Source organism: Acidovorax sp. DMC1, assembly GCF_056314325.1.
In genome coordinates, this window is sequence record NZ_JBQUYO010000007.1 from 208980 (window position 1) to 224649 (window position 15670).

Below are 15670 nucleotides of genomic sequence, written 5' to 3' on the forward strand. Positions count from 1 at the left end.
CTCGTAAGCCATTGTTTTGTAATGGCGTCTAACGAGAATGGGTGGAAGTTGTCCTGATTTCTGTATACATTCTGGTGGCTGAATTCAATCCATCACCCACCATGAACCTGTCCGACCCACTGACCATCGCTCCACCGGCCGAGGCTGCCGAGGCGGGCGCCTCGCAGGCCGTCAAGGCGCAACTGCGCCTGCGCGAGATGATCCTGGCGGGCGAACTGCCCGGCGGTGCCCGCATCGCCGAGCTGACGCTCGTCGAGAAGCTGGGCGTGTCGCGCACGCCCATCCGCGCCGCGCTGATGCGGCTGGAGCAGGAGGGGCTGCTGCACCGGCTGCCCGGTGGCGGCTACGCCGTGCGCACGTTCTCTGAAACCGATGTGGCCGATGCCATTGAGCTGCGCGGGACCATGGAAGGCCTGGCCGCCCGCCTGGCGGCCGAGCGGGGCGTACCCCCCGCGCTGCTGGCCGAGGCCCATGCCTGCTTGGACGCCATCGACGCCACGCTGGCCCCCTCCACGCTGGATGACGAGGGTTTCTCGCGCTATGTGGAGCTGAATGCGCGGTTCCACCTGCTGCTCAGTCGCATGGTGGGCAGCGACGTGGTGGCGCGCGAGCTGGACCGCGTCAAGGGCCTGCCGTTTGCGTCGCCCTCTGCGTTTGTGGTGGTGCAGACGCATTCGGCCCAGGCGCGCGACATGCTGGTGGTGGCGCAGGACCAGCACCGCCAGGCGCTGGACGCCATCGAGCGGCGCGAAGGCGCGCGGGCCGAGGCCATCCTGCGCGAGCACTCGCGCATCACCCGGCGCAACCTGCTGGCGGCGGTGCAGGCGTCGCAGGTGCAGGGCTTGCCCGGTGTACAGCTGATCCGCGAGCGGGCATAACGGCCGGTGCAAGCGTCCAGGGTGTCTTGAGTTATTGCATTTGGTAATACCTGAATGCTCGAATTTGCGCTTGTGAAATAACCCAGCCCACGCCAAACTCCCGCCAGTATTTTCTGTATACAACGACTTTCCACAGGAGACAACGATGCAAAAACGCCACCTTCTTCGTGCCTCGGCCGCTGCCGCCATTGCGCTCTCCACCGGTCTGGCCGTGCTGCCCGCCGTGGCGCAGGACAACGTGTTCAAGATCGGCCTGATCCTGCCCATGACCGGCCAGCAAGCCACCACTGGCCGCCAGATCGAAGCCGCAGCGCGCCTGTACATGGCCCAGAACGGCGACACCGTGGCCGGCAAGAAGGTGCAGCTGATCATCAAGGACGACACCAGCCTGCCCGACGTGACCCGCCGCCTGGCCCAGGAGCTGGTCGTCAACGAAAAGGTCAACGTGCTGGCTGGCATGGGCATCACGCCCTCGGCCATGGCCACCGCCCCGCTGGCCACGCAGTCCAAGACACCCCTGGTGGTGATGGCCGCCGCCACCTCCAGCATCACCGAGGCATCGCCCTACGTGGTGCGCACCAGCTTCACGCTGCCGCAAGTCTCTGTGGCCTTGGCCGACTGGGCCCCCAAGAACGGCATCAAAAAGGTGGTCACGCTGGTGAGCGACTACGGCCCCGGCATCGATGCCGAAAAGTTCTTCAACCAGCGCCTCACGTTCAACGGCGGCCAGGTGACCGAAGCCCTGCGCGTGCCGCTGCGCAACCCCGACTTCGCCCCCTTCCTGCAGAAGGTGCGTGACGCCAAGCCGGATGCGCTGTTCGTCTTTGTGCCCTCGGGCGCGGGCGCTGCGGTGATGAAGCAGTTCCTGGAGCGCGGCATGGACAAGGCCGGCATCAAGCTCATCGGCACCGGCGACGTGACGGATGACGATCAACTGAACGACATGGGCGACGGCGCGCTGGGCGTGGTCACCTCGCACCACTACTCGGCCGCGCACCCCTCGCCCATGAACAAGAAGTTTGTGGAAGCCTTCGAGAAGGCCAACAAGGGCCTGCGCCCCAACTTCATGGCCGTGGGCGGCTACGACGGCATGCGCGTGATTTACGAAGCGCTCAAGACCACCAAGGGTGCCGGCGGCGGCGACGCCCTGTTGGCCGCCATGAAGGGCCAGATCTTCGAGAGCCCGCGCGGCAAGGTGTTCATCGACGCGCAGACCCGCGACATCGTGCAGGACGTGTACCTGCGCAAGGTGGAGCGCGTGAACGGCCAGCTGTACAACGTGGAATTTGACGTGATCAAGGACGTCAAGGACCCCGGCAAGACGAAATAAGAAGCCCCCCTGAGGCGATGCGCGGCTTCCCCCCAGGGGGACGCCGCCAGCGCGGCGGGGCGGCCCTTGCACGGCGGCACCGGCCTGAGCCGCGCCAGTTTTTGAGGCCGGGGCTTTATCTTGATCCGTTCGGGCTGAGCTTGTTGACGCCGGGGCGCGCACGTTGAGCGCTCAGCCTTGGTGATTCGTCGCACTTCCACAGCCCTGGGCAGGGTGGTGCACTTTTGTCTTCAATGAAGTGATTTCATGCTGACCATTCTTTTCGACGGCGTTGCCTACGGCATGCTGCTGTTCATCCTGGCGGTAGGCTTGGCCGTGACCATGGGGCTGATGAACTTCATCAACCTGGCGCACGGGGCCTTTGCCATGGCGGGGGGCTACATCACGGTGCTGCTCATGCAGCGGCTGGATGTACCGTTCCTTGTCTGCCTGCCCATCGCCTTTGTCGGCACGGCCCTGCTCGGCGGTGTGCTGGAGCGCACGCTGTACCGGCCGCTGTACCACAAGGCCCACCTGGACCAGGTGTTGTTCTCCATCGGTCTGGTGTTCATGGCCGTGGCCAGTGTGGACTACTTTGTGGGCTCCACGCAGCAGATCATGCAGCTGCCCGAATGGCTCAAGGGCCGCACCGAGATCGGCAGCGGCGCACTCACCCTGGGCATGGGCCACTACCGCCTGTTCATCATCGCGGTGTGTGCGGCGCTCACCGTGGGCCTGCAGTATGTGCTCACCAAAACCCGCTTCGGCAGCCGCCTGCGCGCCAGCGTGGACGACCAGCGCGTGGCTGCGGGCATGGGCATCAACGTGAACATCGTGTTCCTGTCCACCTTCGCTTTTGGCTCGGGCCTGGCAGGCCTGGGCGGGGCGCTGGGCGCTGAAGTGCTGGGGCTCGATCCGAGCTTTCCGCTCAAGTTCATGATCTACTTTTTGATCGTGGTGGCCGTGGGCGGCACCTCGTCCATCACCGGCCCGCTGCTGGCCGCCTTGCTGCTCGGCATTGCCGACGTGGCGGGCAAGTACTACATCCCCAAGCTGGGCGCCTTCATTGTGTACAGCCTCATGATCCTGATCCTCATCTGGCGCCCGCAGGGCCTCTTTGTGCGCAAGGGGGGCAAGTGATGGCGAACCCGCAAAACACCCTGCTGCAGGCCCGGCGCTTTCGCTGGTGGGAGCCCGTGCTGTGGCTGCTGGCCTTTGCCGCGCCGCTGGCATTGCCCAGCCATGCGCTCATCATCAACGAGATCGCCATCGTCGCGCTGTTCGCGATTTCGCTGGACCTCATCCTGGGCTACACCGGCATCGTGTCGCTGGGCCATGCGGCCTTCTTCGGCCTGGGCGGCTACGCGGCCGCGCTGTTTGCCAAGCATGTGATGCCCGACCCGCTGGTGGGCCTGGCCGTGGGCATTGGTGCCGCAACCGTGCTGGGCGCGGTGGCGTCGCTCACCATCATGCGCGGCACCGACCTCACGCGCCTCATGGTCACGCTCGGCGTGGGCCTGGTGATGCTGGAACTGGCCAACAAGCTCGACTGGCTGACCGGCGGTGCCGACGGCCTGCAGGGCGTGATGATGGGCCCCGTGCTCGGCCAGTTCGAATTTGACCTGTATGGCCGCACGGCCGCGTGGTATTCGCTCACCGTGCTGCTGGTGTTCTTCCTGCTGGCCCGCCGCATCGTGCAGTCGCCCTTTGGTGCCACGCTCAAGGCCATCCGCGACAACCGGCTGCGCGCCATGGCCATCGGTATCCCGGTGACGGCCAAACTGGCGCAGGTGTACACGCTGGCGGCTGCGCTGGCCGGTGCTGCAGGCGCGCTGCTCACCCAGACCACGGGCTTTGCCTCGCTCGACCTCTTCGAGTTTCACCGCTCGGCCGATGTGATGCTGATCCTGGTGATCGGCGGCGTGGGCTGGCTGTATGGCGGCATCCTGGGCGCCATCGGCTTCAAGCTGCTGCAGGACGTGATCTCGTCCATCACACCGCAGTACTGGACCTTCTGGGTCGGCCTGTTCCTGGTGGTACTGGTGCTGGTCGGGCGCGACCGCCTGTTCCGTCCCTGGACCTGGTTTGGCGCGGGCCACAAGGCCGGGGCTGCCTCCAACACGGGAGGCCACTGACATGAACAACACCACCTCCAACACCGTGCTATCAGCGCAGGGCCTGGTCAAACGTTTTGGCGGCATCACGGCCACCAACAATGTCACGCTGAACCTGCAAAAGGGCGCACGCCATGCGCTCATCGGCCCCAACGGCGCAGGCAAGACCACGCTGATCAATCTGCTGACCGGCGTGCTGGAGCCCACCGAAGGCTCCATCACGCTCGAAGGCCAGGACATCACGCGCCTGGCGCCGCACCAGCGCGTGCAGCGCGGCATGGTGCGCACCTTCCAGATCAACCAGCTGTTCGACACGCTCACGCCGCTCGAAACCTTGGCGCTCACCGTTTCGCAGCACCAGGGCTTGGGCGGCAAGTGGTGGCAGCCGCTGGGCGCGCGCAAAGCGGTCAATGAGCGCTGCGAACAACTGCTGGAGCAGTTCCACCTGACCTCCGTGATGGCCGAGGAAACGCGCGTGCTGGCCTACGGCAAGCGCCGCCTGCTGGAGATTGCGATTGCGCTGGCCTGCGAGCCGCGCGTGCTGCTGCTCGACGAACCCGTGGCCGGTGTGCCCGCCGGCGAGCGGGAAGAACTGCTGCAGACCGTAGCGGCCCTGCCCGCCGATGTCTCGGTGCTGTTGATCGAACACGATATGGACCTGGTTTTCAGCTTTGCCAACCGCATGACGGTGCTGGTCAACGGCACCGTGCTTACCGAGGGCGACCCCGACACGATTGCCAACGACCCGCAGGTGAAGGCCGTGTACCTGGGCCATGGGGAGGGTTCGAGCGACGCCGGGCCGCCCCAAGGCGCGAGGGCCCCCTTGGGGGGCAGCGAACCACGCGCAGCGGGGAGCGTGGGGGCTGGAGGTTCGCATGTCTAAGACCGAGCTGCTGCGCATTGAAGGCCTGAGCGCAGGCTACGGCGAAGCCGTGGTGCTGCAAGGTATTTCGCTGGCCTTGCCCGAAGGCGACACGCTGGCCCTGCTGGGCCGCAACGGCACCGGCAAGACCACGCTCATCAACACGCTGGCCGGCGCCACGCGCCAGCACGCGGGCACGGTGAGCCTGGGTGGCGTGGCGCTGCACAAGCTGCCCCCGCACGAGCGCGCAGCCGCCGGCATCGGCTGGGTGCCGCAAGAGCGCAACATCTTCAAGTCGCTGACCGTGCACGAGAACCTCACGGCCGTGGCACGCCCAGGCCGCAAAGGATCCACCGCGCGGCCGTGGACGCCCGAGCGTGTGTACGAAATGTTCCCGCGCCTGGCCGAGCGCAAGACCAACCTGGGCACACAGCTGTCGGGTGGCGAGCAGCAAATGCTGGCCGTGGGCCGCGCACTGGTGCTCAACCCGCGCCTGCTGCTGCTCGACGAGCCGCTGGAAGGCCTGGCACCCATCATCGTGGAAGAGCTGCTGCGCGCCATCCGCCGCATCACGCGCGAAGAGGGGCTGTCGGCCATCATCGTAGAGCAGCATCCGCAGGCCATCCTGGCCATCTCCGACCACGCCGCCGTGTTGGACCGGGGCACCGTGGTGCACACCGGCAGTGCGGCCGAGCTGAGCGCGCAACCCGAGCTGCTGGACCGCCTGCTGGGCGTGGCACGGTAGCGCGCACCATGCAAGCCGTGCACCGCAGAACCCTCCTGGCATGGCTGGCAGCGTCGTTCGGCGGTGCAGCCAGCGCGCAGGCCGCTTTTCCCTCACGCCCGTTGCGCATCGTCGTGCCCAATGCGGCGGGCGGCGCAGCCGACATCACGGCGCGCACGGTGGGCCAAAAGATTGCTGGCCCGTTGGGGCAAAGCGTGGTCATTGAGAACAAGCCCAGCGCGGGCGGTGTGGTGGCGGGCGAGCAGGTGGCCCGCGCCGAGCCCGACGGTCAGACGCTGCTGCTGGTGAGCAGCGGCACGGCGGTGAGCGCGGCGCTGTTCCAGTCGCTGCCGTTTGACACGCTCAAGGACTTTGCGCCCGTCTCCCTGCTGGCCACGTTCGACCTGGCCGTGGTGGTGAAGGAGGGAGGGCGCTTTCGCACACTGGCCGACCTGCTGACGTATGCCCGCGCCCACCTCGGCCAGCTCAACATCGGCACACCGCAGATCGGCACCACGCAGAACCTGGCGGCCGAGCTGTTCAAGGTGACGGCAGGCATCGACGCGCAGGTGGTGCCTTTCAACGGCACGCCGCCGGTCATCACGGCGCTGCGGGGTGGCGAGATCGACGTGATGATTGACATCCTGGGTGGTCTCATGCCACAGATCGGCGCCAAGGCCCTGCGGCCGCTGGCTGTGATGGGCGCGCAGCGGGCGCCGCAGTTGCCCGACGTGCCCACGGTGCGCGAAAGCGGCGGGCCACTGGCGGGCTTCAACGTCACGTCGTGGAACGGCCTGGCCGTGCCCGCCAGGACACCTGCTGCCGTGGTGGAGCGTCTGTCGCGCGAGGTGCAGACCGCACTGGCTCAGCCCGATGTGAAAAAGCGCCTGCTGGAACTGAACCTCCATGCCCAGGGCAGCACCCCCGCGCAACTGGGCGAGCACCTGGCGGCCGACGTGCGCCGCTGGAGCGACGTGATCGCCCGGGCCAAGATCGCGCGGCAGTGACGGTTGCTGCGCTTCGGCTTTTGTGACCGAAAGGCAAATCGGATGAACATCACACACATCGGCCTCGTGGGCTATGGCGAGGTGGGCAAGATCTTCAGTGCGGGCTTGCGTGTCCAGCCCGGCGTGGCCTCGGTCGCTGCCTGGGACCTGAAGCTGGCCGACCCCGCGCACCGCGACGCCCTGCAGAAGCACGCCGCGCAAGCGGGCGTGGTGGCCGTGGATGGGATGCAGGCACTGTGCACGCGTTGTGACTGCATCATCTCGGCCGTCACCGCATCGAACACGCTGGCCGTGGCGCAGGAGGCCGCGCAGCACATCCGTCCCGGCACCGTGTTCCTGGACCTCAACTCCGCATCGCCCGTCACCAAGCAGCAAGCGGCGGCGCTCATCGAGGCGCGTGGCGCGCACTATGTCGAGGCGGGTGTGATGACCTCGGTGCCGCCCTACGGCATCCGCGTGCCCATGCTGCTGGGCGGCGCGCAAGCTGCCGCACTGGCCGCGGTGCTGACCGGCTGGGGCATGGATGCCCAACCCGTGAGCGAGCAACTGGGCGTGGCCAGCGCCATCAAGATGTGCCGCAGCATCATGATCAAGGGCCTGGAGGCCCTGGTGATTGAAAGCTATGCTACCGCCCGCCACTACGGCGTGGAAGACCATGTGCTGCCCACGCTGGCCGAAACCTTCCCTTCCATCGACTGGCACGAACAGGGCCGCTACTTCTTCAGTCGCGTGGTGCAACACGGCCAGCGCCGCGCCGAGGAAATGCGTGAGTCCGCCCACACAGTGCGCGAGGCCGGCATGGAACCCCTGATGGCCTCGGCCATCGCCGCCAAGCAGCAGTGGGTGGCCGACCTGGCCCGCGAAGGCGTCTTTCAGGGCCTGCCCAAGGACGCGCGCTGGCAGGACTATGCGGACCGGGTGCTGGGCGGTGAGTCATCCCTGTCCGACGGGAACTGACAACGCGCTTCTGCGGTCGCTGCTACCACTGCAGCCTATTGAAACTGGCGCGGCTCAAAAAGCGAGGGACGCCGAGCAAGGGCCGCCCCGCAGCGAGGGCGTCGTCCCCCCTCGGGGGGAAGGCGCGTAGCGCCTCAGGGGGGGCTTCTATACAACGCCTGCAGCGTCGTCCGAATCAGCTCTGCCATCGCCTGCTGCGTGAGTGTGGCCGGCCGTTGCGAGCTGACAGCCATGAACAGCTTGCTGCGCAGGCGGGTGCTGCCGCCTTCCTCCTCTCCGTCCCCATCGCTGCCCGCGCCGTGGATGGGCCGGGTACTGAACACTTCCGATTTGCCCGACGTGGTGACCGCATTCATGGGCAGCACCGCGCAGCCCGCGCCATCGGCCACCAGGTCCAGGATGGCGGCCACGCCGTCGATCTCCAGGCTGATCTGCGGGCGTTTCCCGCGTGCAGCGAGCTCCGATTCGACCAGCATCCGGATGGAATTGGGACGCGTGGGGATGACCAGCGGAAAGCGCGGCAGTTCGTCGAGCGGCAGGGGCGTGCGGGCCAGGGCCTCGGCCTCCGCCTCGCTCTGACCGGGGGCGCGGCGCTGCACCAGGAACAGGTCTTCCTCCAGCAGCGCCGTGGTCTCGATACCCGGCGCGGGCGTGGTGTTGTAAAGCAGTGCGATGTCGAGCAGCCCGGTGGTCAGCGATTCGCGCATGGCCACCGACAGGCCCTCGCTGATGGCCAGCGCCGCGTCCGGCATCTTCACGCGGAAGGCGCGGGTCAGCGGCACGGTCAGCACTTTGGCAATGCTGGGCGGCAGGCCGATGGCCACGCGCCCGGCCAGCGCGCCGCGCACGCGGCCCAGCTCCTCGCGCGCGCGCTCGACCTGGTGCAGGATGCCGCGCCCGTGCTCGAGCAGCAGCTTGCCCGCCTCGGTGGGCGTGGCGCCCCGGCCGTTGCGCACCAGCAGGTTCTGGCGCAGCTCCACCTCCAGCAGGCGCACCTGGCGGCTCAGTGCGGGCTGGGCAATGTCCAGCACCACCGACGCGCGGGTGAAGCTGCCCAGCTCGGCCACGCGCACAAAGTATTCGATCTGCTTGAGGTCCATGGGCAAGGCTCTCTGCTATAGCTGTAGGTCAACGATCACGGAATGATATATCTGGTAGTGCCGGTGCCGCCTTCATGTTTGGGCCGCCGCTGCCCACAATCGGCGGCATGTATACAACTGCACGCACCGCCTGGGCCACCCGCAGCCCGGCAGGAGACAACGCATGACGGCGCCAGTGATCCGAGGCATTTCTTCCATGGCCACGCGCCAAGTGCTGGCAGACCTGGTGGCCGGTTTTGCGCGGCAGTCGGGCACGCAGGCCGCCATCGAATCGGTGGGCGGTGTGGACGCTGCCAAGCGTGTGGCGGCCGGTGAGGCGTTCGACGTGGTGATCCTCGCCTCCGACGCCATCGACAAGCTTTTGGCTGCGGGCCATCTGGTGCCCGGCAGCAAGGTGGACTGGGTGCACTCCGGCGTGGCCGTGGCCGTGCCTGCCGGCGCGCCGCTGCCCGACCTGTCGAGCGAAGACGCCGTGCGCAATGCCGTGCTGGCTGCGCCCAGCATCAGCCTGTCCACCGGCCCCAGCGGCGTGGCGCTGGCCAAGCTGTTCGAGCGCTGGAGCATTTCCGATCAGATCGCCCCACGCATGGTGCAGGCGCCTCCCGGCGTGCCCGTGGGCTCGCTGGTGGCCAAGGGTGAGGTGGCGCTGGGCTTTCAGCAACTGAGCGAGCTGCTGCACGTGCAGGGCATCCAGATCGTGGGCCCGCTGCCACCGGCCATCCAGATCACCACCACGTTTTCCGCAGGCGTTGGCGTGCATTCGCAACAGGTGGATGCAGCACGTGCGTTGCTGGCTTACCTGGCCTCTCCCGCTGCGGCGGACGCCAAGCAAAAGCAGGGCATGACCCCCGCCTGACCGATCACAAGAACACCTTCCAGGAGCACCCAAAAATGAGCCTCATCATCGACTGCCACGGCCACTACACCACGGCCCCCAAGGCGCTGGAGAACTGGCGCAATGCGCAGATCGCCGGCATCAAAGACCCCGCAGCCATGCCCAAAGTGGCCGATCTGAAGATCAGCGACGACGAGCTGCGCGAGTCCATCGAGACCAACCAGCTCAAGCTGATGAAAGAGCGCGGCAGCGACATCACGTTGTTCAGCCCGCGCGCTAGCTTCATGGCCCACCACATTGGCGACTTCAATGTGTCCAGCACCTGGGCGGCCATCTGCAACGAGCTGTGCTACCGCGTCTCCACGCTGTTCCCCGACCACTTCGTACCCGTGGCCATGCTGCCGCAGTCGCCCGGTGTCGATCCCGCCACCTGCATCCCCGAGCTGGAAAAGTGCGTGAAGGAATACGGCGCCGTGGGCATCAACCTGAACCCTGATCCCTCGGGCGGCCACTGGACCAGCCCCCCACTGACCGACAAGCACTGGTACCCCATCTACGAAAAGATGGTGGAGTACGACCTGCCCGCCATGATCCACGTAAGCACCAGCTGCAACGCGTGCTTCCACACCACCGGTGCGCACTACCTGAATGCCGACACCACGGCCTTCATGCAGCTCATCCAGGGCGATTTGTTCAAGGATTTCCCCACGCTCAAGTTCCTGATTCCGCATGGCGGCGGCGCGGTGCCTTACCACTGGGGCCGCTTCCGGGGCCTGGCGCAGGAGATGAAGAAGCCCCTGCTGCAAGAGCACCTGCTGAACAACGTGTTCTTTGACACCTGCGTGTACCACCAGCCCGGCATCGACCTGCTGAACACCGTGATCCCGGTGAAGAACGTGCTGTTTGCCAGCGAGATGATTGGCGCGGTGCGTGGCATCGACCCCACCACTGGCAACTACTACGACGATACCAAGCGCTACATCGAGGCCTCCACCATCCTGAGCGCAGACGACAAGCACCAGATCTACGAAGCCAACACGCGCCGCGTGTTCTCCCGACTCGATTCACGCCTGAAGGCAAAGGGGCTCTGACATGTTTGAACTTGGCGTTGTCTACCGCAACATCAACCGCGCCGACCGCGCAGCCGCCGACGGCCTGGCAGCGCTGGGCTCGGCCACCGTGCACGAGGCCATGGGCCGCGTGGGCCTGCTCAAGCCCTATATGCGCCCCATCTACAGCGGCCAGCAGGTCAGCGGCACGGCCGTCACCGTGCTGCTGCAGCCCGGCGACAACTGGATGATGCATGTGGCGGCCGAGCAGATCCAGCCTGGCGACATCGTCGTGGCGGCCGTCACCTCCGAATGCAACGACGGCTACTTTGGCGACCTGCTGGCCACCAGCTTCCAGGCCCGTGGCGCGCGCGCCCTCATCATCGACGCCGGTGTGCGCGACGTGAAGACGCTGCAGGAGATGAGCTTCCCCGTGTGGAGCAAGGCCATCAGCAGCAAGGGCACCATCAAGGCCACGCTGGGCTCGGTCAACATCCCCGTGGTGTGCGCCGGTGCGCTGGTCACGCCGGGCGACGTGATCGTGGCCGACGACGACGGCGTGGTGTGTGTGCCCGCCGCCAGTGCGGCGGAGACGCTGGCCGCCGCACAAAAGCGCGAGAGCTTTGAAGGTGAAAAGCGCGCCAAGCTCGCCAGCGGTGTGCTGGGCCTTGATATGTACAACATGCGCCCCGGCCTGGAGAAGGCGGGCCTTCGGTATATCGATTGATTGCGAATTTATCAAGCCTTATTGGCCACTGGCGCTTGTTCCCATTGCGCTGATAGCTATCAAATTGAGAGTAATTCTTCCATGAGCGAATTCACCAAAACCCCCGGCTGGCTTGACTGGTACGCCGGCCCCAGCAAGCCCCGCTTCCAGGTGCCCGCAGGCGCCGTGGACGCCCACTGCCACGTGTTCGGCCCCGGTGCCGAGTTTCCCTACGCCCCCGAGCGCAAGTACACGCCCTGCGATGCCAGCAAACACCAGCTGTACGCGCTGCGCGACCACCTGGGCTTTGCGCGCAACGTGGTGGTGCAGGCCACCTGCCACGGTGCGGACAACCGCGCCATGGTCGATGCGCTGGTGCACTCCGGCGGCAAGGCGCGGGGCGTGGCCACCGTCAAGCGCTCGGTCACCGACCAGGAACTGCAGGCCATGCATGACGCCGGTGTGCGCGGTGTGCGCTTCAACTTCGTCAAGCGCCTGGTGGACTTCACGCCCAAGGACGAATTGATGGAGATTGCCGCGCGCATCGCCAAGCTCGGCTGGCACGTGGTGATCTACTTCGAGGCGGTGGACCTGCCCGAGCTGTGGGACTTCTTCACCGCACTGCCCACCACCGTGGTGGTGGACCACATGGGCCGCCCCGATGTGAACAAGCCGGTGGACGGCCCCGAGTTCGAGCTGTTCCTGAAATTCATGCGCCAGCACCCCAATGTGTGGAGCAAGGTAAGCTGCCCCGAGCGCCTCTCCGTGACAGGCCCCAAGGCGCTGAACGGCGAGCAAAATGCCTACCAGGACGTGGTGCCCTTCGCCCGCAAGGTGGTTGCCGAGTTCCCCGACCGCGTGCTCTGGGGCACCGACTGGCCGCACCCCAACCTCAAGGACCACATGCCCGACGACGGCCTGCTGGTGGACTTCATCCCGCACATCGCGCCCACGGCCGAGCTGCAGCGCAAGCTGCTGGTGGACAACCCCATGCGCCTGTACTGGCCCGAAGAAGTGACCCAGAAAGGCTGACGCCATGCCACTCGACAAACCCTACCTGGACGTGCCCGGCACGACCATCTTCGACGCGGAGCAAAGCCGCAAGGGCTACTGGCTCAACCAGTTCTGCATGAGCCTGATGAAGGCCGAGAACCGCGCGCGCTTCAAGGCCAACGAACGCGCCTATCTGGACGAGTGGGCGATGACCGAGGAGCAGAAGCAGGCCGTGCTGGCGCGCGACCTGAACTGGTGCATCCGCCTGGGTGGCAACATCTACTTTCTGGCCAAGATCGGCGCCACCGACGGCAAGAGCTTTCAGCAGATGGCGGGCAGCATGACCGGCATGACAGAAGAGGAATACCGCAACATGATGATCAGCGGCGGCCGCTCGGCCAATGGCAACCGCGTGATCGGTGAAGACGGCGACGCACAGGCGCACCGGCAGCCGCAAGGTGCGGCGGGCAAGAAAGGAAATTGACCATGGCCAAGATCACCGCCTCCGTGTTCACGTCGCACGTGCCTGCCATCGGCGCTGCGCTGGACCTGGGCAAGACGCAGGAAGACTACTGGAAGCCGCTGTTTGCGGGCTACGACTTCTCCAAGCAGTGGATGAAGGACAACAAGCCCGACGTGATCTTCCTGGTCTACAACGACCACGCCACGGCCTTCAGCCTGGAGATGATCCCCACGTTCGCCATCGGCACGGCCGCGCAGTTCCAGCCCGCCGACGAGGGCTGGGGCCCCCGCCCCGTGCCCGTGGTGCAGGGCCACCCAGACCTGGCGGCGCACATCGCGCAGTCGGTCATCCAGCAGGACTTTGACCTCACCATCGTCAACAAGATGGATGTGGACCACGGCCTCACCGTGCCGCTGTCGCTGATGTGCGGCGAGCAAGACCCCAAGACGGGAGCCTGGCCCTGCCCGGTGATCCCGTTTGCCGTCAACGTGGTGCAGTACCCCGTGCCCAGCGGCCGCCGTTGCTACAACCTGGGCCAGGCCATCCGCAAGGCGGTGGAGAGCTACGACGAAGACCTGAACGTGCACATCTGGGGCACGGGTGGCATGAGCCACCAGCTGCAGGGCCCGCGTGCCGGCCTCATCAACAAGGAGTTCGACAACGCCTTCCTCGACAAGCTCATCAGCGATCCCGAGGCCGCCGCCAGCATCCCGCACATCGACTACGTGCGCGAGGCGGGCAGCGAAGGCATCGAGCTGGTGATGTGGCTCATCGCGCGCGGCGCCATGGCCGATGTGGCCGGTGGCAAGCCGCCGAAGGTGGCGCACCGCTTCTACCATGTGCCCGCGTCCAACACCGCCGTGGGCCACCTGATTCTTGAGAACACCTAAAAAACACGCCAAAGGACACACACCATGACCATCAAAGTCGCACTCGCAGGCGCTGGCGCCTTCGGCATCAAGCACCTGGACGGCATCAAGAACATCGACGGCGTCGAAGTCGTCTCCCTCATCAGCCGCGACCTGGCCAAGACCCAGGAAGTGGCCGACAAGTACGGCATCAAGCACGTCACCACCGACCTGGCCGACAGCCTGGCCATCAAGGAAGTGGACGCCGTGATCCTGTGCACGCCCACGCAGATGCACGCCAGCCAGACCCTCGCCTGCATGGAAGCGGGCAAGCACGTGCAGGTCGAGATCCCGCTGTGCGACGTGCTGGCCGATGGCGAGAAGGTCGTCGCCCTGCAAAAGCAGACCGGCCTGGTCGCCATGTGCGGCCACACCCGCCGCTTCAACCCCAGCCACCAGTACGTGCACCAAAAGATCACGGCCGGCGAGTTCAACATCCAGCAGATGGATGTGCAGACCTACTTCTTCCGCCGCACGAACATGAACGCCCTGGGCCAGCCCCGCAGCTGGACGGACCACCTGCTGTGGCACCACGCTGCCCACACGGTGGACCTGTTCGCCTACCAGGCGGGCAGCCCTATCGTGAAGGCCAACGCCATCCAGGGCCCCATCCACAAGGATCTGGGCATTGCCATGGACATGAGCATTCAGCTCCAGGCCGCCAACGGCGCCATCTGCACGCTGTCGCTCAGCTTCAACAACGACGGCCCGCTGGGCACCTTCTTCCGCTACATCGGCGACACCGCCACCTACATCGCCCGCTACGACGATCTGGTGAACGGAAAGGAAGAAAAGATCGACGTGAGCAAGGTCGATGTGTCGATGAACGGCATCGAGCTGCAGGACCGCGAGTTCTTCGCCGCCATCAAGGAAGGCCGTGAGCCCAACGCCAGCGTGGCCCAGGTGTTGCCGTGCTACCAGGTGCTGCACAACCTGGAGCAGCAGCTCAACGCAGGCTGATTGCAAGCCAAATTGGCTGTTAGCGCTTATCCATCAAGCGCTAGCAGCTATTCATTTGATAGTGATTGGGGTGTGCGGCCTCACCCCTTCAATGCCGTCTTGTGCTCGATGACGCGCGAGACCAGGCCGTAGTCCACCGCCTCCTCGGCCGACATCCAGCGGTCCCGCTCGATGTCTTCCAGCACCACCTCCAGTGGCTTGCCTGTCTGGCGGGCAATGGTGCCCGCAATCCGCTCACGCGCTTTCACCATCTCGCGTGCCTGGATGGCGATGTCGCTGGCCGGGCCACCCGCGCCGCCGCTGGGCTGGTGGATCAGAAAGCGTGTGTTGGGCAGGCAGAACCGCCGCTCGCGCGGCGCCGCCAGGTACAGGTGCGTGGCCGCGCTGCCCACCCAGCCAGTGCCGATCATGTTGACCGGCGCAGAAATGAAGCGCACCAGGTCGTGGATCGTGTCGCCCGACTCCAGGTGCCCGCCGGGCGAGCTCACCAGCATGTCGATGGGCTCGGCGCTCTCTGCGTCCAGCGCAATCAGCCGCCGCGCCACATCGGCGGCCAGCGTGTCGGTGATGGTGCCGAAGACGAGCAGGGTGCGCGCCTTGAAGGCCTTTTCTTCCAGATACGAGGTGCGCGGCTCGGCGCCCTGGGCGGAGGATGGGGTGTGGGTGTCTGGCGTGTCCATGGGGCCAAGTCCTTGAAAAGAGTGACAGGACTGCCTTGACGAACGAGACATGCCAGGCGTGACATCCCCTGCGCTGGCGCATTCAAAAATGCGCTGCACGGAGCCGAGGCACCGGCTGCTCCGCT

At 66.1% G+C, this 15670-nt stretch carries 17 protein-coding genes; 15 read left to right on the forward strand and 2 right to left on the reverse strand.

Features of this window, described 5'->3' with window-relative positions; genetic code table 11:
* Positions 1 to 101: 101 nt before the first annotated feature.
* The 8 genes from ACT531_RS15805 to ACT531_RS15840 all read left to right on the forward strand — a co-directional run bounded on the left by ACT531_RS15805 (position 102) and on the right by ACT531_RS15840 (position 7851).
* Positions 102 to 878 (forward strand): GntR family transcriptional regulator, encoded by a 777-nt coding sequence (locus ACT531_RS15805; RefSeq protein WP_476018023.1) that lies wholly within the window; start codon positions 102 to 104, stop codon positions 876 to 878.
* A 145-nt stretch (positions 879 to 1023) separates the two neighbouring features.
* Positions 1024 to 2208 (forward strand): ABC transporter substrate-binding protein, encoded by a 1185-nt coding sequence (locus ACT531_RS15810; protein ID WP_015016188.1) that lies wholly within the window; start codon positions 1024 to 1026, stop codon positions 2206 to 2208.
* A 246-nt stretch (positions 2209 to 2454) separates the two neighbouring features.
* On the forward strand, positions 2455 to 3327 hold the full coding sequence (locus ACT531_RS15815; RefSeq protein ID WP_015016187.1) for a branched-chain amino acid ABC transporter permease: 873 nt from the start codon (positions 2455 to 2457) through the stop codon (positions 3325 to 3327).
* On the forward strand, positions 3327 to 4322 hold the full coding sequence (locus ACT531_RS15820; protein ID WP_476018024.1) for a branched-chain amino acid ABC transporter permease: 996 nt from the start codon (positions 3327 to 3329) through the stop codon (positions 4320 to 4322). Before ACT531_RS15815 ends, ACT531_RS15820 begins: the two co-directional genes overlap by 1 nt.
* Before the next feature lies 1 nt (position 4323).
* On the forward strand, positions 4324 to 5184 hold the full coding sequence (locus ACT531_RS15825; protein ID WP_476018025.1) for an ABC transporter ATP-binding protein: 861 nt from the start codon (positions 4324 to 4326) through the stop codon (positions 5182 to 5184).
* Complete coding sequence (locus ACT531_RS15830; RefSeq protein ID WP_056743247.1) at positions 5177 to 5908, forward strand: ABC transporter ATP-binding protein; 732 nt, start codon at positions 5177 to 5179, stop codon at positions 5906 to 5908. Before ACT531_RS15825 ends, ACT531_RS15830 begins: the two co-directional genes overlap by 8 nt.
* Before the next feature lie 8 nt (positions 5909 to 5916).
* The gene (locus tag ACT531_RS15835) at positions 5917 to 6894 is read left to right on the forward strand and encodes a tripartite tricarboxylate transporter substrate binding protein (protein WP_476018026.1); all 978 of its coding nucleotides are present in this window, start codon (positions 5917 to 5919) and stop codon (positions 6892 to 6894) included.
* Positions 6895 to 6936: 42 nt separating this feature from the next.
* The gene (locus ACT531_RS15840; RefSeq protein ID WP_476018027.1) at positions 6937 to 7851 is read left to right on the forward strand and encodes a DUF1932 domain-containing protein; all 915 of its coding nucleotides are present in this window, start codon (positions 6937 to 6939) and stop codon (positions 7849 to 7851) included.
* 134 nt (positions 7852 to 7985) lie between these two features.
* Here ACT531_RS15840 and ACT531_RS15845 read toward each other — a convergent pair whose 3' ends face one another.
* Complete coding sequence (locus ACT531_RS15845; RefSeq protein WP_476018028.1) at positions 7986 to 8951, reverse strand: LysR substrate-binding domain-containing protein; 966 nt, start codon at positions 8949 to 8951, stop codon at positions 7986 to 7988.
* A gap of 163 nt (positions 8952 to 9114) precedes the next feature.
* On the opposite strand from ACT531_RS15845, the gene ACT531_RS15850 reads away from it, so the two are divergent.
* The 7 genes from ACT531_RS15850 (at position 9115) to ACT531_RS15880 (ending at position 14865) form a co-directional block, all read left to right on the forward strand.
* Entirely contained in the window at positions 9115 to 9807 is a 693-nt protein-coding gene (locus tag ACT531_RS15850; protein ID WP_476018029.1) for a substrate-binding domain-containing protein, read from the forward strand.
* A 35-nt stretch (positions 9808 to 9842) separates the two neighbouring features.
* Positions 9843 to 10877: an amidohydrolase family protein gene (locus tag ACT531_RS15855; RefSeq protein ID WP_015016179.1), complete on the forward strand. Its 1035-nt coding sequence runs from the start codon at positions 9843 to 9845 to the stop codon at positions 10875 to 10877.
* Position 10878: 1 nt separating this feature from the next.
* On the forward strand, positions 10879 to 11562 hold the full coding sequence (ligK, locus tag ACT531_RS15860) for a 4-carboxy-4-hydroxy-2-oxoadipate aldolase/oxaloacetate decarboxylase (protein WP_476018030.1): 684 nt from the start codon (positions 10879 to 10881) through the stop codon (positions 11560 to 11562).
* A gap of 81 nt (positions 11563 to 11643) precedes the next feature.
* Entirely contained in the window at positions 11644 to 12573 is a 930-nt protein-coding gene (locus ACT531_RS15865; RefSeq protein WP_476018031.1) for an amidohydrolase family protein, read from the forward strand.
* A gap of 4 nt (positions 12574 to 12577) precedes the next feature.
* On the forward strand, positions 12578 to 13018 hold the full coding sequence (gene ligA, locus ACT531_RS15870) for a protocatechuate 4,5-dioxygenase subunit alpha (protein WP_060986128.1): 441 nt from the start codon (positions 12578 to 12580) through the stop codon (positions 13016 to 13018).
* 2 nt (positions 13019 to 13020) lie between these two features.
* Positions 13021 to 13887 (forward strand): class III extradiol dioxygenase subunit beta, encoded by an 867-nt coding sequence (locus ACT531_RS15875; protein ID WP_015016174.1) that lies wholly within the window; start codon positions 13021 to 13023, stop codon positions 13885 to 13887.
* A 24-nt stretch (positions 13888 to 13911) separates the two neighbouring features.
* Positions 13912 to 14865 carry a Gfo/Idh/MocA family oxidoreductase gene (locus tag ACT531_RS15880; RefSeq protein WP_476018032.1) on the forward strand — a complete coding sequence of 318 codons (954 nt, stop codon included), beginning with the start codon at positions 13912 to 13914 and terminating at the stop codon, positions 14863 to 14865.
* 80 nt (positions 14866 to 14945) lie between these two features.
* On the opposite strand, the gene ACT531_RS15885 is transcribed toward ACT531_RS15880, so the two are convergent.
* Positions 14946 to 15545 (reverse strand): ATP-dependent Clp protease proteolytic subunit, encoded by a 600-nt coding sequence (locus tag ACT531_RS15885; protein ID WP_476018033.1) that lies wholly within the window; start codon positions 15543 to 15545, stop codon positions 14946 to 14948.
* Positions 15546 to 15670 lie beyond the last annotated feature (125 nt).

Excerpts from the sequence above, each read along its gene's own strand:
- ACT531_RS15815 (WP_015016187.1), top strand. The coding sequence starts at position 2,455 with ATGCTGACCATTCTTTTCGACGGCGTTGCCTACGGCATGCTGCTGTTC.
- ACT531_RS15855 (WP_015016179.1), top strand. The coding sequence starts at position 9,843 with ATGAGCCTCATCATCGACTGCCACGGCCACTACACCACGGCCCCCAAG.
- ACT531_RS15810 (WP_015016188.1), top strand. The coding sequence starts at position 1,024 with ATGCAAAAACGCCACCTTCTTCGTGCCTCGGCCGCTGCCGCCATTGCG.
- ACT531_RS15880 (WP_476018032.1), top strand. The coding sequence starts at position 13,912 with ATGACCATCAAAGTCGCACTCGCAGGCGCTGGCGCCTTCGGCATCAAG.
- ACT531_RS15875 (WP_015016174.1), top strand. The coding sequence starts at position 13,021 with ATGGCCAAGATCACCGCCTCCGTGTTCACGTCGCACGTGCCTGCCATC.
- ACT531_RS15830 (WP_056743247.1), top strand. The coding sequence starts at position 5,177 with ATGTCTAAGACCGAGCTGCTGCGCATTGAAGGCCTGAGCGCAGGCTAC.
- ACT531_RS15865 (WP_476018031.1), top strand. The coding sequence starts at position 11,644 with ATGAGCGAATTCACCAAAACCCCCGGCTGGCTTGACTGGTACGCCGGC.
- ACT531_RS15805 (WP_476018023.1), top strand. The coding sequence starts at position 102 with ATGAACCTGTCCGACCCACTGACCATCGCTCCACCGGCCGAGGCTGCC.
- ligA (WP_060986128.1), top strand. The coding sequence starts at position 12,578 with ATGCCACTCGACAAACCCTACCTGGACGTGCCCGGCACGACCATCTTC.
- ACT531_RS15835 (WP_476018026.1), top strand. The coding sequence starts at position 5,917 with ATGCAAGCCGTGCACCGCAGAACCCTCCTGGCATGGCTGGCAGCGTCG.
- ligK (WP_476018030.1), top strand. The coding sequence starts at position 10,879 with ATGTTTGAACTTGGCGTTGTCTACCGCAACATCAACCGCGCCGACCGC.
- ACT531_RS15840 (WP_476018027.1), top strand. The coding sequence starts at position 6,937 with ATGAACATCACACACATCGGCCTCGTGGGCTATGGCGAGGTGGGCAAG.
- ACT531_RS15850 (WP_476018029.1), top strand. The coding sequence starts at position 9,115 with ATGACGGCGCCAGTGATCCGAGGCATTTCTTCCATGGCCACGCGCCAA.
- ACT531_RS15820 (WP_476018024.1), top strand. The coding sequence starts at position 3,327 with ATGGCGAACCCGCAAAACACCCTGCTGCAGGCCCGGCGCTTTCGCTGG.
- ACT531_RS15885 (WP_476018033.1), bottom strand. The coding sequence starts at position 15,545 with ATGGACACGCCAGACACCCACACCCCATCCTCCGCCCAGGGCGCCGAG.
- ACT531_RS15845 (WP_476018028.1), bottom strand. The coding sequence starts at position 8,951 with ATGGACCTCAAGCAGATCGAATACTTTGTGCGCGTGGCCGAGCTGGGC.
- ACT531_RS15825 (WP_476018025.1), top strand. The coding sequence starts at position 4,324 with ATGAACAACACCACCTCCAACACCGTGCTATCAGCGCAGGGCCTGGTC.